Below are 22,747 nucleotides of genomic sequence, written 5' to 3' on the forward strand. Positions count from 1 at the left end.
GCCTATTCATCGCCCCGAGTGGAACGCTTCATCCCGTGATTTCAGGCTTCTCTATGCATTCATCGGCACATTATCGACAGTTGCTGGCACGTTTACCCCAGATCGCGGTTGCCGCAGATCAGTTCCAGGTACTCAACAGCGCCAAAGATTTCAAGAGCCGTATCCTCTCGCTCATCGCGGGCGCGACCCAGCGTATCTATCTGATCGCCCTCTACCTGCAAGATGACGAGGCGGGACGGGAAATCCTCTCCGCCCTCTACGCCGCCAAGCAGCGCAACCCCGCCCTCGACATCAAGGTCTTCGTCGACTTCCACCGTGCCCAGCGCGGCCTGATCGGCAAGGGCAAACAGGGGGGCAACCACCTGATGTATCAAGCCATGGCCGCCCGCCATGAACACCAGATCGAGATCTATGGCGTGCCGGTCAAGGGCCGCGAGCTGCTCGGCGTCCTGCACCTCAAGGGCTTCATCTTCGACGACATCCTGCTCTACTCAGGTGCCAGCCTCAACGACATCTACCTGCACCAGCAGGAGCGCTACCGCTTCGATCGCTATCACCAGATCCACAGCCAGGCGCTGACCCGCAGCATGGTCAACTACGTGGATGACGTCTTCCTCAAGAGCGAAGCCGTGCAGCGGCTGGATCGCCCCGGTATCCCGGGCGCCAAGCAGCTCAAGGGACAGATCCGCCGCTTCAAGCACAACCTGCGCACCAGCCAGTACCGATTCGAGAGCATACCGGCCAACAGCCAGGAGATCGCCATCACCCCCATGGTGGGCCTGGGCAAGCGCGGCAACCAGCTCAACCGGATGATCCGCAACCTGGTGCGGGCCACCGAGCGGGAGATCTTCATCTGCACCCCCTACTTCAACCCCCCCAAAGAGTTGAACAAGGACGTAGAAGCCCTGCTCAAGCGCGGTTGCAAGGTGACCATAGTGGTGGGCGACAAGACCGCCAACGACTTCTTCATCCCGCCGGAGGAGAAATTCTCCACCATAGGCGGCCTGCCCTATCTGTACGAGACCAACCTGCGCAAGTTCGCCGAGCGCAACCAGCATCACATCGATAGCGGCCGCCTCAACCTGATGCTCTGGTGTTGCGACAAGAACTCCTATCACCTCAAGGGGATCTTCGTGGACGAGGAGTGGGCCCTGCTCACCGGCAACAACCTCAACCCCCGTGCCTGGGCGCTGGATCTGGAGAACGGCCTGCTGGTCCATGACCGTCACCACCACCTGCGCATGCGCTTCCAGGAGGAGCGGGACTGCATCCTGGCCCATACCCGTCGCATCAGCCACTTCGATCAGATTGAGCAGATCAAGGATTACCCCGAGCAGGTGCGCAAGCTGCTGGCCCGGATCCACAGGGTCAAGGCCCATATTCTGCTCAAGCGGATCATCTAACCGCCAATAACTGACGGTTGCAAAAGAGGATTCTATGCCATGCCACTAGTCATCTCGACACAAGATGTAGATACATGGAAGAAACGAATTCAAAAAAATGGGCTCAGAGGCTCAACATACTTTTGTCAGCAAAGTGGGAAAGTTTGGGTATCGGCATCTGCGGATCATAAGCAGATATGCCAGCAAGTCCTTGGTGATGATTCAGGTACAAGCTCTCTAGACAGCTATCTTCGCTGGGATAATGTAAGTGCGGTGAAACTAGTAGAATTGCTGTACCAAATTGAAAAGGCATAATGCTTTCAAAGACTAGGTTTGCATTTAAAGCATCAGATGTTTCCCCGCCTATCAGTATTCATTCAAAGGCCTCCCGTGTTCGGCAGGCCTTTGTCGTATGCGCCCTCTCATCCCGCCTGGGGAGCCCTTGCCGCTGCAACGCGGCTTGCATCGAGGCAGCAACAACCCCTATCATCTGGACATATTTACAGTGTTTTCGGGCATCTAATTGATGAAATTGGATAAAATTCCTCTCGATAGCCTCAAGGGCGTCGGCAGCAAGATGCTGGAGAAGCTCGAGCGGCTGGGGCTGGCCACGGTACAGGATCTGCTGTTCCACCTCCCCCTGCGCTACGAGGACCGCACCCAGGTGTGGCCCATCGGCGATCTGCCCCCCGGGCTGCACGGCGCCGTCGAGGGCGAAATCCAGGACACCCAGCTGGTCATGGGGCGCCGCCGCATGCTGGTCTGCCGCATCAGCGACGGCACCGGCAGCCTGACACTGCGTTTCTTCAATTTCACCGCCGCCCAGAAAAACAGCCTGGCCCAGGGCCGCCTGATCCGCTGCTTCGGCGAGGCCCGTCCCGGCAAGTACGGACTGGAGATGGCCCACCCCGAGTACAAGCTGCTCGGCGAGGAGCAGGCCGGCCAGACCGAAGAGGCGCTCACCCCCGTCTACCCGACCACCGAAGGCTTGCGCCAGCTCAGCCTGCGCAGCCTCACGGATCAGGCGCTGGCCCAGCTCGACCTCTATGGCGTCGAGGAGTTACTGCCCGCCGGCCTCTACCCTCAGCAGATCGAGCTCGCCGCCGCCCTGAAGCTGCTGCACCGCCCTCCCCCCTCGGTGGCGCTGGCCCTGCTGGAGAGCGGCCAGCATCCGGCCCAGCAGCGACTGGTGCTGGAAGAGCTGCTGGCCCACAACCTCTCTGTCCTCAAGGTGCGCGCCCAGGCGCAGACCCAGCTGGCCCGCACCCTCAAGTCGGCCCCGGCTCTGGTGGAAAAGCTGCTAAGCGTCCTGCCCTTCACCCCCACCGGCGCCCAGAACCGGGTGGTGGCGGAGATAAGCCAGGATCTGCAACGCAGCCATCCCATGATGCGGCTGGTGCAGGGGGACGTGGGCTCAGGCAAGACCCTGGTCGCGGCCTTGGCGGCGCTGCAAGCCATAGGCAACGGCTGCCAGGTGGGGCTGATGGCGCCGACCGAACTCTTGGCCGAACAGCACGCCATCAACTTCGCCAACTGGCTGGAACCCCTCGGCATCAAGGTGGGCTGGCTGGCGGGCAAGCAGAAGGGCAAGGCGCGGGAGGAGGCGCTGGCCGCCATTGCCGACGGCAGCGTCAAGATGGTGGTGGGCACCCACGCCATCTTCCAGGAGCAGGTGGTGTTCCAGCGCCTGGCCCTGGTGATCATCGACGAACAACACAGATTCGGGGTGCACCAGCGCCTCGCCCTGCGGGAGAAGGGGGAGCGGGAGGGGGTGCATCCCCACCAGCTCATCATGACCGCCACCCCCATTCCTCGTACCCTGGCGATGACCGCCTATGCGGATCTCGATACCTCCGTCATCGACGAACTGCCGCCGGGCCGTACCCCCATCACCACGGTCGCCCTGCCGGACAGCCGCCGTCAGGATGTGATCGAGCGGGTCAAACTCGCCTGCGAGGAGGGCAAGCAGGCCTACTGGGTCTGCACCCTGATCGAGGAGTCCGAGGTGCTGGAGTGCCAGGCCGCCGAAGACACGGCCGCCGAGCTGCAAGCTAGGCTGCCCGGCCTGCACATAGGCCTGGTCCATGGCCGGATGCGCCCGGTCGAGAAGCAGCGGGTGATGGAGGAGTTCAAGGCGGGCATATTGCAACTGCTGGTCGCTACCACCGTCATCGAGGTGGGGGTGGACGTGCCCAATGCCAGCCTGATGATCATCGAGAACCCGGAGCGGCTGGGGCTGGCCCAGTTGCACCAGTTGCGCGGCCGGGTCGGCCGGGGGTCTGTGGCCTCCCACTGCGTGCTGCTCTACCATGCCCCCCTCTCCAAGACGGCCCAGAGCCGGCTCGGGGTGCTGCGGGAGACCAACGACGGTTTCCTGATCGCCCAGCGCGATCTCGAGCTGCGCGGCCCGGGGGAACTGCTCGGCACCCGCCAGACCGGGTTGGCGGATCTCAAGATCGCCGATCTGGTGCGGGATCAACCGCTCATTCCCCAGGTGCAGAAGATGGCGCGCTTCCTTATGGACCGTCATCCCAACCATGTCGAACCGCTGATCCGCCGCTGGCTCGGCCTGCGGGATCACTACTCAAACGCCTGACAACACACCCCAAAACAGGAGGAAAGCATCCATGAATTCCTGGCTACGCGCCCTGCTCTATCTGTTTGCCTTCCTGCTGCTATTCGTCTGGGTCGGCCTCGGTCTGTTCGACGCCGAGCGGGCCAAGGGTCCCATCGCCGGCTGGATCAGCCAGCAGACCGGCGTGCCTGTCACCATAGGGCGGCTGGTGTTCAACCCGCTTCACCCCTACACCCTGCTGGCGGAGCAGGTGCAATACGGGGATGCGGTGCAGCTGGAGAAGATCTATCTAGAGATAGACAACATCGACTGGCTGAACCGGGACGTGCGTATCGCCCACCTGGATCTCATCCGCCCCGTCATCAAGCTGCCGCTGCCGAACCAGCTGCCGACCCTGCCGGTGCACTCCCTCACCATCAGCGACAGCACCATAGACAACCTGAGCCTGTACAGCGAGACTCTGACCCTGCGCGGTCTGAGCGCCACCCTGAGCGACTGGGAGCTGATCGATCCGAAACGCCAGCCCCAGGCCAACCTGACCCTGGGCATCAACCAGCTGGAGACGCCGCAGCTCACCCTGGCCCGACTCAGCCTCAAGGGGCGGCTGGAGGGGCAGGTGCTGAGCACGGACAAGCTGACCACCAACCTGTTCGAAGGTCTGCTGGAAACCGGCATGGTGCTGAACTGGCCAGAGCGCGGCCTGCAACTGCACACCTTGAAGGCCCGTGGCATGCGGGTCGAGCTCGGCGATCTCCCACAGGGTGAGTTTCCCTTGCGCCGCATCACCCTGGACCGGGGCCAGCTCGATCGAGTCAGCATCAATGCCATAGAGCAGGAGCTCTCCCTCAACAACTTCAGCGGTCAGCTCACCGCCTTCGACTGGCAGGCGGGCAGCCAGCCAAGCGGCTATCTCTCCGGCACCCTAGCGGATCTCGGCCGCGGCCTGTTCCAGCTGGAAGCCATCGAGGGCAAGCTCGCCTTCTCCCCCCGGCAGATCGATGCCGAGCTGCAGGGCAAGGCATACGAAGGGGAGTTCAATGTCGAGTTTGCCCTCGACACCCAACTGCAAAAACTGACCCTCAAGGACATGGCCCTGAGCGGCATGGACATCAGCCTGCCGGAAGGGTGGTGGAAGGAGTGGCAGGGCTGGCGCCCCCAGCAGATCGACGTGCGCAAGCTGGCCTTCGACAAGCTCAAGGTGCTCTCCTTCGACGATGCACTGCCCCTCTCCCTGACTGGCTGGCAGCTCTATCTGAGCGATCTCAGCCTGCGAGGCACCCAGCCGGGCCCGCTGCTCGGCCGTACCCGCATCGAGAGCAAGTGGTTCGAGCTGGTGTGGGACGGCTTGAGTGCCCGCAACGGCGTGCTGGACGGGGAGCTGACCCCCAGCACCTGGCAGCTCAACAGGCTCAGCAGCGAGCTGCCGGATGAGGGCTCCCTCAGCCTCAGCGGCCAATGGGGCAAGGTGCCCGGACAGGAGAGCCGCCTGCAACTGCAGGGCAAGCAGCTGGATCTGGAGAAGTGGGGCGAACTGCTCCATGCACCTGTCTCGCTGGCGGGCAAGGTGGATCTGGAGACGGATCTGCAGGCCGATCTGGCCCCCCAGCCGGAGCAGACTCCCGGCAACTGGCGCCGCACCCTGCAGGGCAGCCTGAGCCTGGAGGCCAGGGATCCCTTCTGGGACAAGGTCGGGATAGACCCGCTGCTGGACAACTGGTTCAAGGAGACGACCCCGCCCACCCTGACTCCCGAGACCCTGTGGCAGGCGATGCAGCAGGGGGATACCCCCTTCTACCACATCAGGCTGAAGGCAAGGGCTGAGCAGGGCAAGCTGCAGATCGAGCAGGGCGGCGCTTCCACCATCACCCACCTGCTCGGGTTGCAGGGCGGGGTCGATCTCGCCAGCGACCAGTGGCAGCTGGATCTCGGCGTGCTGAACAAGCGGCGCTGTGCCGAGCTGCTGGCGCGCTGGCGAGGCCCTCTTGAGAGCCCGACCCTTGAATGGCGCTTCCCGAGCGGGGAAACCACTTGCGACTGGGAGACTGGCGTACGCTACCCGGCCCAGGGGCGCAGCGGCCCGCTCTGGCGTCCACCACAGCCCAAGCCGGCAGCGCAATAACGAACAAGGCCTCATCATGAGGCCTTGTTGCTACCGGATGCCAGACGACGGGGTCAGTGCCCCGCCCGCTTGATGGGCAGCACCACGTACTGACCGACAAACTCCACCGCCAGCTTGCGGCCGCTGAACAGCTGCACCCGCAGGCTGAACTTGGCGGACTCCCCGTTCTTTAGCGGCGCCAGCACGGCGGGCATCCCCTCCCGGGCGACCCTGGCCTCAGGCTCCTCGCTCACCGGTCTGTAGTATTTGATGTTGCCCTCCGCCAGCACCGTATCCCCGCCTAGACCGGCCTCCTTGAGTTGCAGCCAGATGAGGCCCCAGCCCGCCAGCACGCACTGACTGTAAATGCTGCCGGCAAACATGGTGTCGTGGACGTTGAGGTTGGCCGCCAGGTTGGCCTTGAGGTGGAAGGTCTGGCCATCGTAGTGGGTGATGTGCACCCCCATCTTCTCGCTGATGGGGATCCCCCTCGACCAGCGGGTGGTGAGATCCTGACACCACTCGGGGCGATACTGTATGGTCTGCAGCGGGCTGATGGATTTGATCATCTGGCGATGGGGAATGCGGCCGAAGGAGACGGGCCCCTCACCCACCTCGAGAAAACCGCACCTGCGATAGAACTCCACCGCCTCCTGGCGGGCGTTCATCACCAGCCGTTTCACCTTCTCGTCCCGGGCCAGCTGTTCGAGATCCTCCACCATGCGGGCTCCCAGCCCCTGACCGCGAAACTCAGGGCGCAGCGCCATAAAGCGGATCTGGGCCTCGTCACCCCCGATGAAGAGGCGGCCGACGGCGATGGGGGTGCCGTCTTCGGCCAGCATCAGCCGATGAATGGCGACGGTATCGTATTCATCACGCTCGGAGCCCACGGGCAGATTGAAAGGCTTGCGCAGTAGTTCCCAGCGCAACTGGTAGTAGGCATCCAGCTCCGCTGGCGTTTGGGGGGTGACTACCCGATACATAAAGAGATCCTTGAGTTTGCGCCGACGGGCAGATTGAAGGGCTTGCGCAACAATGCCTCCCGGCGCAGCGGGTAGCTGGCATCCAGCTCCGCTGGCGTTTGAGGGGTGACCACTCGGTACATAGCGACATCCTTGAGTTACACTGGTCGAAAGCCATCTTGCCGTGCAAATTCATGGACTTCAATCTGCAAGCGTACCAAGCCGATCACTTATTGCACCTCAGCGCCAAACCCGAACGCCGCCTCTCCATCCTGGAAAATGCCCGCCACCGCTGGCTGGAAATGGACGGCGTGGTGCAATCCGCCATGAGCCTGAGCCAACCGGAACACCTCTGCCTGCCCCATCAGCAGAGCATCGCCGAGCGGCTGCCCGCACAGGCGAGCCGGATCCTGGAGCTGGGGCTCGGAGGGGGGGATCTCACCCGTCATCTGGGGGCGCGCTGGCCCGAGGCCCGCCACGACTGCGTGGATCTGGACGCCGAGATCCTCACCCTGTTCCAGCAGTTTTTCCTGCCCTCAACTGGGGGTGCGCCACGGTTGCACCACGCCGATGCACTGCACTTCCTGCTGGAGAGTCGGGAGCAATACGACCTGGTGCTGCTGGACCTGTTCAGCCAGGACGGCAATCCCCTGCTGCTGTTCCAGGCTCCCATCTATCAAGCGCTGGCCAACTGCCTGCACGGCACTCTCATCATCAATCTGTTGCCACGGACCCATCTCGAACTGGCTCAGGCCAAAAAGCTGGCCGAGGAGTGGATAGGCCCCACCACGGCCCACGGGGTGCCGGGCTATCGCAACGTCATACTGCACGCCACCAATCTGAGCGCCTAGGACCTGCTGCGGGCCCCTCACTCTTGCTGGCGGGTCGCCGCGAGAGCCCTCGACAGGGTGAACAGCTAGCGCAACCCGGGCGCCAGCAATGACGCCTACACCTGCAGCCAGAAGGTCACGGGGCCGTCGTTGAGCAGCCTGACTTTCATGTCGGCGGCAAAGCGTCCCGTCTCGGTCGGCACGCCGCTCTCCCTAGCCCGGGCAACGAAGTAGTCGTAGAGCCGCTCGGCATCGCTCGGGTGGGCACCGCCGGAGAAGCTGGGTCGCATCCCCTTGCCGGTATCCGCCGCCAGGGTGAACTGGGAGACTACCAGCAAGCTGCCCCCGACCTGGCCCACGTTGAGGTTCATCTTGCCCTCTGCATCGGAGAAGATGCGATAGCCACTCACCTTGTGCAGCAGCTTGTCGGCCTTGGCATCATCGTCCCCCTGCTCTACCCCGAGCAGTACCAGCAGCCCTTGTCCTATGGCCCCGGTCACTTCTCCCTCGACGGTCACGCTGGCCTCGGATACCCGCTGAATCAATGCAATCACATCCCTCTCCTCTCAAAACAGAACGGCCGCCGCCGTCGTCATGACGGGAGCGGTCGTTGATGCTACCAATAAATACCCTGCCCGGGCCAACGCCTTTCCCACCCGGGGTCCGGCACACGATGGAAGGCAGGCCTCAAGCCAGCTCCTCTGCTCCCGGTTTCTCGTATTCCCCCAGGCAGGCGGTGGTCTCGGCGCCGAGCAACACCACCAACCAGCTCAGATAGACCCAGACGAACAGAATGGGGATGGTCGCCAGGGCGCCGTAGATGGCCTGATAAGAGGGAAAGTTGGTGATGTAGATGGCGAAGCCGCGCTTGGCCAGTTCGAACAGGGTGGCCGCCACCAGGGCGCCGATCAAGGCGTGGGTCAGCCGCACCTTGCAGTTGGGCACCACAGTGTAGATGAGCAGGAAGCCGAACACCGAGAACAGGAACGGCAGGCTGCGCAGCACCAGATAGCCGGCGCCAAACAGGCTGTCAGCGGCAAACAGCTTCAGCGACAGTATGTAGGAGGAGATAGCGAGACTGGCCCCGATAAGCACGGGGCCCAGGGTCAGGATCATCCAGTACATGGCGAAGGCCTGAGCCAGCGGTCGATTCTGGGTCGAGCGCCAGATGTAGTTGAGGTTCTTGTCGATGGCCGAGATCAACATCAGGGCCACCACTATCAGGGCGCCGATGCCGACCGCAGTGGTGTTGGTGGCATTGGCCACGAAGCCGTCTATGTATTCCTTGAGCATCTCGCCGGCGGTGGGCACGAAGTTGTGATAGACGAACTGTTCCATCTGCTGTTTCAGGGTCTGGAACACCGGGAAGGCCGACATCATGCCGAACACCACGGCAACCATGGGCACCAGAGAGAGCAGGGTCACATAGGCCAGGTAGCCGGCGGTGACCGTCAGCCTGTCCTGCTGGAAACGGCCCCAGACAAACTGGGCGAAATGGGCACCATCGTGGCGCAAGAAGGAGAGTGCGTGGGCCAGGCGGCCGCGGATTTGCTGCTGCATCTTGATTCTCGTAAGCGTCATCATGCAGATATTGTGTCAGATAGGGTGCCCATCTGACCACCCATGAGCCGGTTCGGTGCCATCCCGGAGGCGAGAAGCTACCACGCGACCATAAAAAAAGAGGCCATAAGGCCTCTCTTTGGTCTGTCGATGAACAGCTATCAATCAAGCACGACCGGCGCGCTTGCGATCCATCTCGGTCAGCAGTTTCTTGCGGATACGGATGGCCTTCGGCGTGATCTCAACCAGCTCATCATTGTCGATGAACTCGAGAGCCTGCTCCAGGGTCATGCGGATCGGCGGAGTCAGCACCTGGGCTTCGTCGGTACCGGAGGCACGCATGTTGGTCAGCTGCTTGCCTTTCAGGCAGTTGACGGTCAGGTCGTTGGAGCGGGAGTGGATCCCGATCACCTGGCCTTCGTACACTTCGGTCGCGTGACCGATGAACAGACGACCACGGTCTTGCAGACCGAACAGGGCGAAGGTCAGGGCCTTGCCGGTAGCGTTGGAGATCAGCACGCCGTTCTGACGCTCACCGATGCTGCCACCCTTGTGCGGACCGTAATGGTCGAAGGTGTGGTACAGCAGACCGGTACCTGAAGTCATGGTCAGGAACTCGGTCTGGAAACCGATCAAGCCACGGCTCGGGATCATGAAGTCGAGACGGACACGACCCTTGCCATCCGGGGTCATGTTGGTCATCTCGCCCTTACGCAGGCCGAGTTGCTCCATGACGGAACCCTGGTGGATCTCTTCTACGTCCACGGTAACGGTTTCGAACGGCTCGTGCAGAACGCCGTCAACGGTGCGCAGGATAACTTCCGGACGGGATACCGCCAGCTCGTAACCTTCACGACGCATGTTTTCGATCAGGATGGACAGGTGCAATTCACCACGGCCGGAGACGCGGAACTTGTCCGGATCTTCAGTCTCTTCCACGCGCAGGGCCACGTTGTGGACCAGCTCCTGGTTCAGACGCTCCAGAATGTTGCGGGAGGTCACGAACTTGCCTTCTTTACCGGCGAACGGTGAGGTGTTGACCTGGAAGGTCATGTTCACGGTCGGCTCGTCAACAGAGAGCGGCGGCAGGGCTTCGACGGCATTGTTGTCACAGATGGTGTCGGAGATCTTCAGCTCGCCCAGACCGGTGATGGCGATGATATCGCCCGCTTGCGCGTCGGCCACTTCGGTACGGGACAGACCCAGGTAACCCAGCACCTGACCAACCTTGCCGGTACGGTTCTTGCCGTTGGCACCGACGATGGTGACCTGCTGGTTGGTCTTGACGCGACCACGGGTGATGCGGCCGATACCGATAACACCGACGTAGGAGTTGTAGTCCAGCTGGGAGATCTGCATCTGGAAGCCACCGGCGGGGTCACCCTTCGGCTGCTCGACGTTGTCAACGATGGCCTGGAACAGGGGTTCCATGTTATCGGACTCGACGCTCTGGTCCAGGGTGGCCCAACCGTTCAGTGCAGAGGCGTAAACAACCTTGAAGTCCAGTTGCTCATCGGTGGCACCCAGGTTGTCGAACAGGTCGAATACCTGATCCATTACCCAGTCAGGACGCGCACCCGGACGGTCGATTTTGTTGATGACAACGATAGGCTTCAGACCCTGGGCGAAGGCTTTCTGGGTCACGAAACGGGTTTGCGGCATCGGACCGTCAACGGCGTCGACCAGCAGCAGCACGGAGTCAACCATGGACATGACGCGCTCGACTTCACCACCGAAGTCGGCGTGACCCGGGGTATCGACGATGTTGATGCGGTAGTCATTCCAGCGGATCGCAGTGTTCTTGGCGAGAATGGTAATACCACGTTCCTTTTCCAGATCGTTGGAATCCATCAGACGCTCTTGACCATCAGTGGTACGGTCCAGGGTTCCAGACTGCTGCAGCAGCTTATCAACCAGGGTAGTTTTGCCGTGGTCTACGTGCGCAATAATCGCAATATTGCGTAAATTCTCTAACATTCTCGCCTCAATCACCGGGTAAAATTGGGCGCTAATTGTACTCTCGCCTTTGTGATCTGCCTAGCATAATTGCAGACCATTCGCGCACAACAGGGGATCAGGATCATAGACCCCATGCTGAAAGCCTGCTTAGATGGTGGCTGATCGTGCTGGCGCACCACGATGGTGCACCAAAACGATCCAAGGTTGCACCACTTTGAAGCGCAACCAAGCATGAAAGCGGGTGTCCCGGCAGCCTGAAACGGTGCAAATGCCCTGAAATCAAGCTGTCACAAACTTGGCACGATACTGGCTTATGTGAATGTGATGACGCATTCACCCAAAGAGTTTTAACACCGGAGGTTACTTAGCATGTCAGCCCAGAACGTTTTGGCCCTGATCCAGGAACACGAAGTCAAGTTTGTTGATCTGCGTTTTACCGACACCAAGGGTAAAGAGCAGCACGTATCCATTCCCTCCCACCAGGTCGACGAAGACTTCTTCGAAGACGGCAAGATGTTCGATGGCTCCTCCATCGGCGGCTGGAAGGGCATCAACGAGTCTGACATGGTGCTGATGCCGGATCCGGCCTCCGCCAAACTGGACCCGTTCACCGAAGAGACCACGCTGAACATCGTCTGTGACGTGCTTGAACCTGCCACCATGCAAGGCTATGACCGCGATCCGCGCTCCATCGCCAAGCGTGCCGAAGATTTCCTGAAAGCCAGCGGCATCGCTGACACCGTGCTGTTCGGGCCGGAGCCGGAATTCTTCATGTTCGACAACATCACCTTCTCCAACACCATGGGCCACAGCTTCGTGAAGATCGAATCCGAAGAAGCTGCCTGGAACTCGGGTACCGAGTACGAGCACGGCAACAAGGGTCACCGTCCCTTCGTCAAGGGTGGTTACTTCCCGGTTGCGCCGGTTGACTCCTCCCAGGACATCCGTGCCGCCATGTGTCTGGTGCTGGAAGAGATGGGCCAGGTCGTTGAGGCTCACCACCACGAAGTGGCCACTGCCGGTCAGAACGAGATCGCCACTCGCTTCAACACCCTTACCCTGAAGGCCGACGAAGTGCAGGTCCTGAAGTACGTGATCCACAACGTGGCCCACGCCTACAACAAGACTGTCACCTTCATGCCGAAACCCATGTTCGGTGACAACGGCTCCGGCATGCACTGCCACCAGTCCCTGGCCAAGAACGGCGTCAACCTGTTCGCCGGCGACCTGTACGGCGGTCTGTCCGAGATGGCACTGCACTACATCGGCGGCATCATCAAGCACGCCAAGGCCATCAACGCCTTCGCCAACCCGACCACCAACTCCTACAAGCGTCTGGTACCGGGTTATGAAGCACCGGTCATGCTGGCCTACTCTGCCCGCAACCGCTCTGCCTCCATCCGTATCCCGGTGGTGCCGAGCCCGAAAGCCCGCCGCATCGAAGTCCGCTTCCCGGATCCGGCTGCCAACCCGTACCTGGCCTTCGCAGCCCAGCTGATGGCCGGTCTGGACGGCATCATCAACAAGATCCATCCGGGCGATGCCATGGACAAGAACTTGTATGACCTGCCGCCGGAAGAAGCCGCAGAAGTGCCGACCGTTGCCGGTTCCCTGGACGAAGCCCTGTCCGCACTGGATGCTGATCGCGAGTTCCTGACCCGTGGCGGCGTGTTCAGCGACGACTTCATCAACTCCTACCTGGAGCTGAAGCAGCATGATGTGGATCGTGTCCGCATGACCCCGCACCCGCTGGAGTTCGAGCTGTACTACTCCGTCTAATCCGGTGTCCTTGCTTCATCATGACAAACCCGCCATCTGGCGGGTTTTTTATCTAAGGGGCTGAAATATCATGACTCATGGCATGATGCCTCAGAGTCGTCCGGCTCATCGAGCCCATGCTTCACCGCACATCCGACAATAGGCCCGACATTTTTTTCTCTGATAGGATTAAGGTGAACCCCGTCAAGGAGAGATGGATGAAAAAAGTACACCCGACATGGACGCTGGGCCTCTTGCTGATGATCTCCTGCACCGCCCAGGCGGCCAGAGTCTATTCCTGGATAGACCCCCAAGGGGTGACCCATTACACAGACGCCCCTCCCCCCGGCAAGAACGCCAGGGAAATAGACCTGCGGGTCTCCCCCCTCATCGGCACCTCACCCCATTCGGTCCAGGTTGATGATTTCAACCATCTGACCGGTGTCGATGCAAGGAAGGCTCTGGAAGCCGCCCCTCTGGAGATAGAGCTGCTCTCCCCCGAGCCGGGCAGCACACTGCGCGACAACACGGGCAACATCGTCTTCCAGGCCCAGGTCCATCCCCAGGCACCGGTGCAATATGACGTGCGCCTGCTGCTGAACGACAAGGCAGTTCCCCTCGTTCACAACAGCCTGGCCATCCGGGTGGAGAACCTGGATCGTGGCGCCTACGAGGCGCGGCTCGAACTCCTCGCCAAAGACGGTACGATCCTTGCTAAATCCAAAGCAGCCACCTTTTACCTGCATAGAACGACTGTGAATCAGGCTCCCAAAGCCACCCCCAAGGCCAATTAGGGGTGATGTGACGCACCGATGCGGGTAAACTCAATGCACCATATCGGTGCATAATAGGTGTAAAGCACCGTTTTAGGGAGAAACCTGTGCCAACCCGCCTGGATCACGCCAAGACACTCTTGGACAACCTGCTGACCGCCGTCATCCTGATGGATGAACGGCTCTGCATTCAATTCGTCAACCCGGCGGCCGAACAGCTGCTGTCCCTCAGCGAACGGCGACTGATCGGGATCGAACTGCCCCATCTGCTGGAGCACATCTCCCTCGACCTGCAACGATTCAAACAGTGCCTCATTTCAGGGCAGGGCTTCACCGACAGCGAAGTCACCCTGGTGGTGGAGGGAGAGCCCAGGCTGGTGGAGATCAGCGTAAGCCCCATGGCCGACCACGAGCAGCGGTTGATGGTGGTGGAGCTGCGCAAGATCGATCAGCAGAAGAAGATCAGCCAGGAACTGCAGCAACATGCCCAGCAGCAGGCCGCCAAGGAGCTAGTGCGCGGGCTGGCCCACGAGATCAAGAACCCCCTCGGGGGCCTGCGCGGCGCCGCCCAGCTACTGCAAAAGGAGCTGCCGGACCCGGCCCTGCGCGAATACACCGGTATCATCATCGAACAGGCCGACCGCCTGCGGGTGCTGGTCGATCGGCTGCTCGGCCCCCAGCGGCCGGGACGCCATCAGATGCACAATGTGCATTCGGTACTGGAGCAGGTGCGCCGCCTGGTGGATCTGGAACTGCCGCCCCAGATCCGCATCGAGCGGGATTACGACCCCAGCATTCCCGAGTTCGAGATGGAGCCGGACCAGCTGCAGCAGGCGTTTCTCAACATAGTCCGCAATGCCGCCGAGGCCCTCGGTGATCAGACCGGGCTCATCCGCATCAAGACCCGCACCGCCTTCCAGATCACCATCCATGGTCAGCGCTATCGCCTGGCCGCCGAGATCAAGATCATCGACAACGGCCCCGGCATTCCCGATGCCATTCGCGACACCCTCTTCTATCCCATGATCACCGGCAAGGAGGGGGGCACCGGCCTTGGCCTCTCCATCGCCCAGAATCTGATCGATCAGCACAAGGGACGCATCGACTGCATCAGCTGGCCCGGCCACACCGAATTCACCATCTATCTACCACTTCGCAAGTAAGGGAACCTCATGACAGCAAAAGTGTGGATCGTCGACGACGACAGCTCCATCCGGTGGGTCCTGGAGCGTACCCTTGGCAGCGAAGGCTTCGAATGCGAGAGCTTTGCCGATGGCGAAGCCCTGCTGAGCTCGCTGGAGATGCGCTCACCGGACGTGATCCTCTCCGATATCCGCATGCCGGGCATAGATGGCCTCAGCCTGTTGGAGCAGATCCACCGCCGCCAAGCCGATCTGCCCATCATCATCATGACGGCCCACTCGGATCTGGACAGCGCGGTCAACGCCTACCAGCGCGGCGCCTTCGAATACCTGCCCAAGCCGTTTGACATCGACGAGGCGGTCACCCTGGTGCGCCGCGCCGAGAATCATCTGAAAGAGCAGCGCACCAAGCGCAAGGCGCGCCAGCAGGAAGCCACCACCACCCCGGAGATCATCGGTGAGGCCCCCGCCATGCAGGAGGTGTTTCGTGCCATCGGCCGGCTGTCGCGCTCCAGCATCTCGGTGCTGATCAACGGCCAGAGCGGCACCGGCAAGGAGCTGGTCGCCCATGCTCTGCACAAGCACAGCCCGCGCGCCCACAAGAATTTCATCGCCCTCAACATGGCCGCCATCCCGAAGGATCTTATCGAATCCGAACTGTTCGGCCATGAGAAGGGGGCCTTCACCGGCGCCAACAACATACGTCACGGCCGCTTCGAGCAGGCAGACGGCGGCACTTTGTTTCTCGATGAGATAGGTGACATGCCGCTGGACGTCCAGACCCGGCTGCTGCGGGTGCTGGCGGACGGCCAGTTCTACCGGGTAGGCGGCCATCAACCGGTGCAGGTAGATGTGCGGATCATCGCCGCCACCCACCAGAATCTGGAGAAACGGGTCGCCGACGGCGAATTTCGGGAGGATCTGTTCCACCGCCTCAACGTCATCCGCATCCATATCCCCGCCCTCAAGGAGCGACGGGAGGACATACCTCAGCTGGCCCAGCACTTCTTGCTCAGAGCCGCCAAGGAGCTGAACGTGGAGGCCAAGAGCCTGCACCAGGATACCCAGACCTACATCAGCCGCCTGCCCTGGCCGGGCAACGTGCGCCAGCTGGAGAACGTCTGCCGCTGGCTGACCGTGATGGCGTCGGGCCAGGAGGTGCTGGTCGGCGATCTGCCCACCGAGTTGCTGACCCCCATCACCAGCACGGCGGAGCCCGGCCAGCCCGCGCTGACCGGTGGCTGGCAGCAACAACTGCAAGACTGGGTGGGCGCCAAGCTGGCGCTGGGGGAGACCGACATCCTGGCCGATGCCATGCCCCAATTCGAGCGGATCATGCTGGAGACGGCGCTGGAGCACACCCATGGCCACAAGCAGGAGGCCGCCCGCCTGCTCGGCTGGGGTCGCAATACCCTGACCCGCAAGCTCAAGGAACTCGATATCCCCTGAGTCCTCGGGAAAAACGATTCCCATCACGCCTTGAGGGAAAGCCTGACCAATCACATCCCGTTTGCCCGCAAACGGGGTATCTTTTTCAAGATCCCCGCCTAGAATGGCAGGCTTTCCAACCCGACTCGCAGAAGGCGCCACCATGATTGACAGATCCCTCCCCCTGACCGACCTGCACCGCCATCTGGATGGCAACATCCGTCCGCAGACCATTCTCGAGCTGGGTCGCCTGCACAACATCCAGTTGCCAGCCGATGAGCTGGAGGCGCTGCGCCCCCACGTGCAGATCGTCGAGAACGAGCCGAGTCTGGTGGCCTTCCTGAAGAAGCTGGACTGGGGCGTGGCCGTGCTGGCTGATTACGATGCCTGCCGCCGGGTCGCCTACGAGAATGTGGAAGATCTGCTGCGTGCCGGTATCGACTATGCCGAGCTGCGCTTCAGCCCCGCCTACATGGCGATGGCCCACAAGCTGCACCCGCAGGGGGTGGTGGAAGCCATCATAGATGGCGTGGCCGCCGGCAGCCGCGACTTCGGCATCAAGACCAACCTGATCGGCATCATGAGCCGCACCTTCGGCACCGAACAGTGCAATCAGGAGCTGGCCGCCTGTCTGGCCCACCGCGACAAGCTGGTCGCCATCGATCTGGCCGGTGACGAGCTGGGCTTCCCGGGCACACTCTTCACCGAACATTTTCGCAAGGTGCGGGATGCGGGCATGCGAGTGACGGTGCACGCCGGTGAAGCGGCCGGCCCCGAAAGCATGTGGCAGGCCATTCGCGATCTTGGCGCCGAGCGCATCGGCCACGGCGTCAAGGCCATCCAGGATCCGGCCCTGATGGCCTATCTGGCGGAGCACCGCATCGGCATCGAGTCCTGCCTCACCTCCAACATCCAGACCACCACGGTCGCCAGCCTGACCGAGCACCCGATCCGCCAGTTCCTGGCCGCCGGCGTGCTGGCCTGCCTCAACACCGACGATCCCGCAGTGGAAGGCATCGACCTGCCCCACGAATACGAGGTGGCCGCACCGGCCGCCGGCATGACGGCGAGCGAGATCCGCACCGCCCAGCAGAACGGCCTGACCCTGGCCTTCCTGAGCGATGGCGAGAAGGCCGAACTGAGCGCCCGCGCGGCTCAACGCTGAGCAGGGGCAAGCCCAATAAAAAAACCGCCGAAAGGCGGTTTTTTTATTGTAGAGAACCTGGCCGAGGGCTCAGATCACCCGGGAGAACTGCTGCTGACGCGCCTTGCTGCGCAGGTAGACGTCGAAGCACATGCAGATGTTGCGAATGAGCAGCTGACCGGTGGAGACCACCTCCAGTCCGTCGTCTGTCAGGCGCACCAGACCATCGTCGATGAAGGTCTGCAGCAGCTTGAGATCCTCGGCGAAGTACTCCCGGAAGACCAGACCATGGGCCTGCTCGACGGCGGCGAAGTTCAGGGAGAAGTCGCAGATGAGACGCTTGATCACCTCGCGGCGGATCAGATCGTCCCGGTTGAGGGAGCACCCCTTCCACTGGGCATGGCCGAGCGTCTCCACCTGGGCGTAATAGGTCTTGAGATCCTTCTGATTCTGGGAGTAGGCATCCCCCATCATGCTGATGGAAGAGACCCCCAACCCCAGCAGATCGCAATCCCCCTGGGTGGTATAGCCCTGGAAGTTGCGATGCAACTTGCCCCCACGCTGGGCAACCGCCAGCTCGTCATCGGGCTTGGCGAAATGATCCATGCCGATGAACTGATAACCCTGACCGGTGAGGAAGGCGATGGTGTCCTGCAGCATGGCCAGCTTCTCCCGGGGGGCCGGCATGTCTTCCTCCTTCAGCTTGTGCTGGGCGGCGAAGCGGCTCGGCAGATGGGCATAGTTGAAGATGGAGAGGCGGGCCGGATCCGTTTTGAGTACTTCCTCCAGAGTGTGATGGAAGCTCTCCCGGTTCTGGTGCGGCAGGCCGTAGATGAGGTCGAGATTGGTGGAGCGGAACCCCAATGATCGGGCGCGCTCCAACATGGCGCGGATGAAGTCGTTGTCCTGCTCCCGGTTGACCGCGACCTGGACTGCCTTGTTGAAATCCTGCACGCCGAGGCTGATGCGATTGAAACCGAGCTCCCGCAGCACATCCAGCATGGAGAGTTCGATCTCGCGAGGGTCGACCTCGATGCTGATCTCCCCTGCGTCCGCAAACTGGAAGTGCTCCCGCAAGATGGCCATCAGGCGACGAGTCTGCACCTCGTTCAGGTAGGTGGGGGTACCGCCACCCCAGTGCAGCTGAGTCACCAGCCGGTCCTTGAACAGGGGTGCCTGTGCCTTGATCTCCTGCTCGAGGTAATCGAGGTATTGATCGGCCTTGTGCTGGTGACGGGTGATCACCTTGTTGCAGCCGCAGTAGTAGCACAGCTTGTGGCAAAAGGGGATGTGCACGTAGAGCGACAGATTGCGCGCCGGATACTGGCCCGCGGCCTGGACGAAGTCCGGATAACCGAAGCCCTCGTTGAACTCCAGTGCGGTAGGATAGGAGGTGTAACGCGGGCCACTGTAGTTATATTTCTCAATCAGGGCCTGATCCCACACAATCTGTTCTGCTTGCACGCTTGCTTCCTCTTTCTTTGTTATCCAGGGCTCACCGGCTTAGCTGAAAGTCCTTCAGTCGGGCGACATCCTTGAGGATCTGCGCCTCCAGCTCGGCCTCGTAGCCGCTGCGCTCGAGATCCATCTTCATCACTTCGTTGCGCTTGAGGGCTCGCCTCGCCTCGTGAGTCGGCATCTCCTTCACCTTCTCGTAGAGGCCATAGAGACCGGGGAATTCACTGGCGAAGGCTCGCCCTCCCTTGATCTGCAAGGCATCCAGCAGGTTGGTCAGCCGGATGGCCCCCTCCGAGTAGTCGCACTGACCATCCCGTACCGCATGGGCGATCACCCTGACGCTGTCGAGGATGCGCTCGTTGCGGGCCGTAATGGCTTGCAGCTGCATGTCGTGCTGACGCTTGAGACGCGCCAGCAGGGTACCGGCATAGACAGCCAGCCCCAGCAAGACAAGGCCCCCCAGCAGGGCGGCCAGCATCCATCCACTCATCACTTCTTCTTCGGCTCGGGCTTGGGTTCAGGCTGATAGTCAACCTGGCTGAAGCGCTCCCACAGCTCCTCCTCGGAGGCCGGCTGTCTCGGCTCTTCATACTCGACGTCATCAAAATCACCGTCGTCATCTTCGTCGGTGTCTATGATGCCGAGCTCGTCCATCAGCTCCTGATAGCGATCGACACGCTGATCGACCCAGGCCTGCTCGGCCGCTTCCAGGGTTTCACCGGCATCCAGTCGATCCAGCAGATCGTTCAGGCGATCATCATTCTCGATGGAGGCCAGCTCCTGCTCGGGTGTCATCACCAACTTCTTCTCTTTTTGCGGCTTGGGCGCCACCGGCTTGCTCTGCTTCTCTTCCACGATCAGCACAACCGGCTTGCGGGAGCCGATACGCGGATCCTTGGCCTGCTTGCCATTGCCGCCCTTGTTGCCCTGCTCGACCTGCTGACGGGAGCCCGCCTTCAAGCCCTTGCGCTTGGCGGCGCGTTTGCGCTCACGGCCTTCCAGGGCACTGGCATCTGATTCTTTGCGCTTGCCGGTAGGCTTGCGGGTGGGTTGTTTGGCCGACATGAATGACTCCGACAAATAACTGGATTGAAACCCCCGGGATTGTTTCGTCCGGGGAGGATGCTGAAGCGGGGAACAGTAAATCTGGAACAAGAGTGGGATCCCGCACCAATTCGACCATATTGGGTCGCTGAACACCGCAGGATCGGCATCCTCTGGGCATGTTGCTGGTATTTTGACACAGAATGCCTTGGCGGGTTAATGACTCAACAGAAAAAAGGCAGCCTAAGCTGCCTTGATCCTGTCATGCGAGTCCCATTCCCTGGCTGCAAATCGCTTTATCCCTTGGCGTACCTCTGCGCATCATGTCGTTGGGTCTTCCTGACCCTTGTTGCTCGATCCTGAATGTGCGTGTGCTTGTCTAACCCATGCTGACAACATCCGGTCATATTTCTGGGGTGGTTGCCTCCCGCAGCCCCGCTCATCCCTGGCGGTCACCATCCTGGTCTTTGACTTTCCTGCTCATCACTTGCCTGCTGAGCCGACTCCCTGTCCACCCGAACGCCAACAGCTCGCCCGGCTATTCCATTAAGTTCACTGTAACAATTTCGCAGTAGGGCTCAATCCACTCGGCATTCTTTCAAACGAAGATAAGTGGCCATCTCATTTTTAACGTATTGAAAGTTATAGCTTCTGTATCGAAGGCTTAACACTGTTTCAGCCCCGACCGGACTCGGAAATGGGGGATCTCTTACAACAATGCAGGGCATTTGCAGACATGGCGCCGGAAGCCCCAAAAAAGAACAGGGAACCTTGATAGTTCCCTGTTCTTTTCAACAAGATAGATTCAGGACCCTATCAGTGCAGACCCGCCACGTATTTGGAGAGCGCCTCGATGTCCTGATCCGTCAGCTTCTTGGCCACATCCCGCATCATGCCATTGGGGTCATTGTCACGGGCTGCCGCACGGAAGGCAGTGAGCTGCGCCTTGATATACGCAGGGTGCTGCCCGGACAAGCTGGGATACTTGGCCTGCTCGACGCCGGAACCGCGTGGACCATGGCAGGCGGTACAAGCGGCCAGACCACGTTCCATGTCGCCTCCCATATAGAGCGCCTTGCCTGCGGCAACCACGTCATCGGGCACGGCAACCGGAGTCACCTTCTGGCTGGAGAAGTAGGCGGCCAGGTCGTCCATGTCCTGATCGGACAGAGGCAACGCCATGGGTCCCATGATGGGAGCAACCCGACCAGTTTGGCCAGAAGCTGCAGCCTTCAGTTCAACTAATTGTTTTTTGATATATGATGCGTGCTGACCAGCAATCTTGGGATACATGTCGACTGGGCTGTTGCCGTCCGGTCCATGACAGGCCGCACAGACGGCAGCCTTGGTTTGTCCCGCAGCGGCATCGCCCTTGGCTTGTGCCATCCCAGTTACGCCAACCATCAGAGCAAGTGTAATGACTAGGTTCTTCATGGCGTTCCAACTTTCTCGTTATTAGACTTCCAGATCCCATGCCGCTGAAGGCATGTTAAAATAAACGCGTTTAAGCGACGCCATTTTACACGATTTCACAAAAAAGTAACTCTATAACCCTCTATCTCTATGGGGAATTTACGTTGGATACACAAACTCTGAATTTCAATAAGGTGCATTTTGTGACCAGCGCACCCGACATCCGTCACCTGCCAAATGATGGGGGTGTCGAGATTGCGTTTGCCGGGCGTTCCAACGCCGGTAAATCATCTGCATTGAATACCTTGACCAAACACAAGAACCTGGCACGGACCAGTAAGACACCGGGTCGTACCCAGCTGATCAACCTGTTTGAACTGGAGCCGGGCAAGCGCCTGGTCGACTTGCCGGGCTACGGTTATGCGCAGGTTCCGCTGGAAATGAAGCTCAAGTGGCAGAAGTCACTGGCTGAATACCTGCAGCGCCGCGAATCCTTGAAAGGTCTGGTGATCCTGATGGACATTCGCCATCCGCTCAAAGAGACCGACATGAACATGCTGGAATGGAGCTCACACCGCGAGTTGCCGGTGATGCTGCTGCTGACCAAGGCAGACAAACTGAGCCCGGGTCCCCGCAACAATCAGGTGATAAAGGTGCGCCAGGCAGTAGCCGAACTGGGTCCGCAGATCCAGGTTGAAGCCTTCTCCTCCCTCAACAACATAGGTGTCGAGAAGTTGGCCCAGACTCTGAGCGGCTGGTATCTATCCAATGCCGAAACCACTCAGACCGACACAGAAGAAGACCACCAGATCGAGGAGTAAACCGCTCCTCTTCTTGCTGCAATGAGCGGAGTTGGCCCTCCGCTGATTGAAAGACTTTCAGTTTTCTCCTGCCCGGGCCAGCCCCCACGTCCCCTTCTGTTACAACCCATCCCTATAGCTTATAAGTCTTTTTAATCAGAGAGATAGAAGATTAGGCTGTTGTGAAAATTAACTTCCCCCCTCCTTGACACCGTTTTCATTTTTCCCGCCAGACAAGCCGGAAATAATACCGAGCATCAACAAAACTGAAAATTTATTACAAGAAAGGAATAGGAAGGGATAAAAATGAGGCCAGTCTCGCTGTCGCGGGCCGGCCTGAAGAAATGAGTTCAAAAAATTGGGAAAAAGCGAGTTCTCGAGAACAAAGACGATTGGTTTTCTGTAAGCGCCCTTGAATCGG

General features: G+C 60.6%; 20 protein-coding genes and 1 pseudogene. 11 read left to right on the forward strand and 10 right to left on the reverse strand.

From position 1 onward, the window contains the following. Positions 1 to 53 precede the first annotated feature (53 nt). The 4 genes from pssA to BN1127_RS06310 all read left to right on the forward strand — a co-directional run bounded on the left by pssA (position 54) and on the right by BN1127_RS06310 (position 6,076). Complete coding sequence (gene pssA, locus BN1127_RS06300) at positions 54 to 1,403, forward strand: CDP-diacylglycerol--serine O-phosphatidyltransferase (RefSeq protein WP_042648876.1); 1,350 nt, start codon at positions 54 to 56, stop codon at positions 1,401 to 1,403. 39 nt (positions 1,404 to 1,442) lie between these two features. Continuing rightward, positions 1,443 to 1,697, forward strand: a complete 255-nt coding sequence (locus BN1127_RS22040; protein WP_156139751.1) for a hypothetical protein — start codon at positions 1,443 to 1,445, stop codon at positions 1,695 to 1,697. A 211-nt stretch (positions 1,698 to 1,908) separates the two neighbouring features. Then, positions 1,909 to 3,978, forward strand: a complete 2,070-nt coding sequence (gene recG, locus BN1127_RS06305; protein WP_042648877.1) for an ATP-dependent DNA helicase RecG — start codon at positions 1,909 to 1,911, stop codon at positions 3,976 to 3,978. A gap of 31 nt (positions 3,979 to 4,009) precedes the next feature. Next, complete coding sequence (locus tag BN1127_RS06310) at positions 4,010 to 6,076, forward strand: AsmA family protein (RefSeq protein WP_042648878.1); 2,067 nt, start codon at positions 4,010 to 4,012, stop codon at positions 6,074 to 6,076. A gap of 53 nt (positions 6,077 to 6,129) precedes the next feature. On the opposite strand, the gene BN1127_RS06315 is transcribed toward BN1127_RS06310, so the two are convergent. Together BN1127_RS06315 and BN1127_RS23170 are read right to left on the reverse strand one after the other, a co-directional pair. Beyond that, a complete protein-coding gene (locus BN1127_RS06315; protein ID WP_025325359.1) occupies positions 6,130 to 7,038 on the reverse strand; it encodes a bifunctional GNAT family N-acetyltransferase/hotdog fold thioesterase in 909 nt (302 codons plus the stop codon). A gap of 17 nt (positions 7,039 to 7,055) precedes the next feature. Continuing rightward, positions 7,056 to 7,160, reverse strand: a pseudogene (locus tag BN1127_RS23170) (GNAT family N-acetyltransferase); the annotation flags it as partial. Positions 7,161 to 7,211: 51 nt separating this feature from the next. On the opposite strand from BN1127_RS23170, the gene BN1127_RS06320 reads away from it, so the two are divergent. After that, positions 7,212 to 7,868 carry a spermidine synthase gene (locus BN1127_RS06320; protein ID WP_042648879.1) on the forward strand — a complete coding sequence of 219 codons (657 nt, stop codon included), beginning with the start codon at positions 7,212 to 7,214 and terminating at the stop codon, positions 7,866 to 7,868. Positions 7,869 to 7,963: 95 nt separating this feature from the next. On the opposite strand, the gene dtd is transcribed toward BN1127_RS06320, so the two are convergent. The 3 genes from dtd to typA all read right to left on the reverse strand — a co-directional run bounded on the left by dtd (position 7,964) and on the right by typA (position 11,384). Continuing rightward, positions 7,964 to 8,401, reverse strand: a complete 438-nt coding sequence (gene dtd, locus BN1127_RS06325; protein ID WP_042648880.1) for a D-aminoacyl-tRNA deacylase — start codon at positions 8,399 to 8,401, stop codon at positions 7,964 to 7,966. 133 nt (positions 8,402 to 8,534) lie between these two features. Further along, positions 8,535 to 9,407 (reverse strand): virulence factor BrkB family protein, encoded by an 873-nt coding sequence (locus BN1127_RS06330; RefSeq protein ID WP_042648881.1) that lies wholly within the window; start codon positions 9,405 to 9,407, stop codon positions 8,535 to 8,537. Between the two features lie 165 nt (positions 9,408 to 9,572). Beyond that, entirely contained in the window at positions 9,573 to 11,384 is a 1,812-nt protein-coding gene (typA, locus tag BN1127_RS06335) for a translational GTPase TypA (RefSeq protein WP_041206669.1), read from the reverse strand. A 351-nt stretch (positions 11,385 to 11,735) separates the two neighbouring features. Here typA and glnA point away from each other — a divergent pair, with 351 nt between their 5' ends. The 5 genes from glnA (at position 11,736) to add (ending at position 17,632) form a co-directional block, all read left to right on the forward strand. Next, entirely contained in the window at positions 11,736 to 13,145 is a 1,410-nt protein-coding gene (glnA, locus tag BN1127_RS06340) for a glutamate--ammonia ligase (RefSeq protein ID WP_025325354.1), read from the forward strand. 197 nt (positions 13,146 to 13,342) lie between these two features. Continuing rightward, on the forward strand, positions 13,343 to 13,918 hold the full coding sequence (locus BN1127_RS06345) for a DUF4124 domain-containing protein (RefSeq protein WP_042648882.1): 576 nt from the start codon (positions 13,343 to 13,345) through the stop codon (positions 13,916 to 13,918). A gap of 86 nt (positions 13,919 to 14,004) precedes the next feature. Next, positions 14,005 to 15,060 carry a nitrogen regulation protein NR(II) gene (gene glnL, locus BN1127_RS06350; RefSeq protein ID WP_042648883.1) on the forward strand — a complete coding sequence of 352 codons (1,056 nt, stop codon included), beginning with the start codon at positions 14,005 to 14,007 and terminating at the stop codon, positions 15,058 to 15,060. A gap of 9 nt (positions 15,061 to 15,069) precedes the next feature. Next, positions 15,070 to 16,488 carry a nitrogen regulation protein NR(I) gene (gene glnG, locus BN1127_RS06355; RefSeq protein WP_042648884.1) on the forward strand — a complete coding sequence of 473 codons (1,419 nt, stop codon included), beginning with the start codon at positions 15,070 to 15,072 and terminating at the stop codon, positions 16,486 to 16,488. Between the two features lie 142 nt (positions 16,489 to 16,630). Then, positions 16,631 to 17,632, forward strand: coding sequence for an adenosine deaminase (gene add, locus BN1127_RS06360; RefSeq protein ID WP_042648885.1), 1,002 nt, complete (start codon positions 16,631 to 16,633; stop codon positions 17,630 to 17,632). Positions 17,633 to 17,701: 69 nt separating this feature from the next. Here the strand turns inward: add and hemN are convergent, their stop codons facing one another. The 4 genes from hemN to BN1127_RS06380 all read right to left on the reverse strand — a co-directional run bounded on the left by hemN (position 17,702) and on the right by BN1127_RS06380 (position 21,547). Then, positions 17,702 to 19,075 (reverse strand): oxygen-independent coproporphyrinogen III oxidase, encoded by a 1,374-nt coding sequence (gene hemN / locus BN1127_RS06365; RefSeq protein WP_042648886.1) that lies wholly within the window; start codon positions 19,073 to 19,075, stop codon positions 17,702 to 17,704. 31 nt (positions 19,076 to 19,106) lie between these two features. Further along, the gene (locus BN1127_RS06370; protein WP_042648887.1) at positions 19,107 to 19,547 is read right to left on the reverse strand and encodes a DUF2489 domain-containing protein; all 441 of its coding nucleotides are present in this window, start codon (positions 19,545 to 19,547) and stop codon (positions 19,107 to 19,109) included. An 11-nt stretch (positions 19,548 to 19,558) separates the two neighbouring features. Beyond that, complete coding sequence (yihI, locus tag BN1127_RS06375) at positions 19,559 to 20,134, reverse strand: Der GTPase-activating protein YihI (RefSeq protein ID WP_042648888.1); 576 nt, start codon at positions 20,132 to 20,134, stop codon at positions 19,559 to 19,561. 795 nt (positions 20,135 to 20,929) lie between these two features. Next, the gene (locus tag BN1127_RS06380; protein ID WP_041206664.1) at positions 20,930 to 21,547 is read right to left on the reverse strand and encodes a c-type cytochrome; all 618 of its coding nucleotides are present in this window, start codon (positions 21,545 to 21,547) and stop codon (positions 20,930 to 20,932) included. A gap of 143 nt (positions 21,548 to 21,690) precedes the next feature. On the opposite strand from BN1127_RS06380, the gene yihA reads away from it, so the two are divergent. Beyond that, entirely contained in the window at positions 21,691 to 22,347 is a 657-nt protein-coding gene (gene yihA, locus BN1127_RS06385) for a ribosome biogenesis GTP-binding protein YihA/YsxC (RefSeq protein WP_042648889.1), read from the forward strand. A 168-nt stretch (positions 22,348 to 22,515) separates the two neighbouring features. Here the strand turns inward: yihA and BN1127_RS22685 are convergent. After that, the coding region (locus tag BN1127_RS22685; protein WP_231557447.1) for a hypothetical protein at positions 22,516 to 22,747 on the reverse strand (232 nt) is incomplete at its 5' end.

It is taken from the genome of Aeromonas media (assembly GCF_000819985.1).
In the GTDB taxonomy this organism is placed as follows: Bacteria; Pseudomonadota; Gammaproteobacteria; order Enterobacterales; family Aeromonadaceae; genus Aeromonas; species Aeromonas media.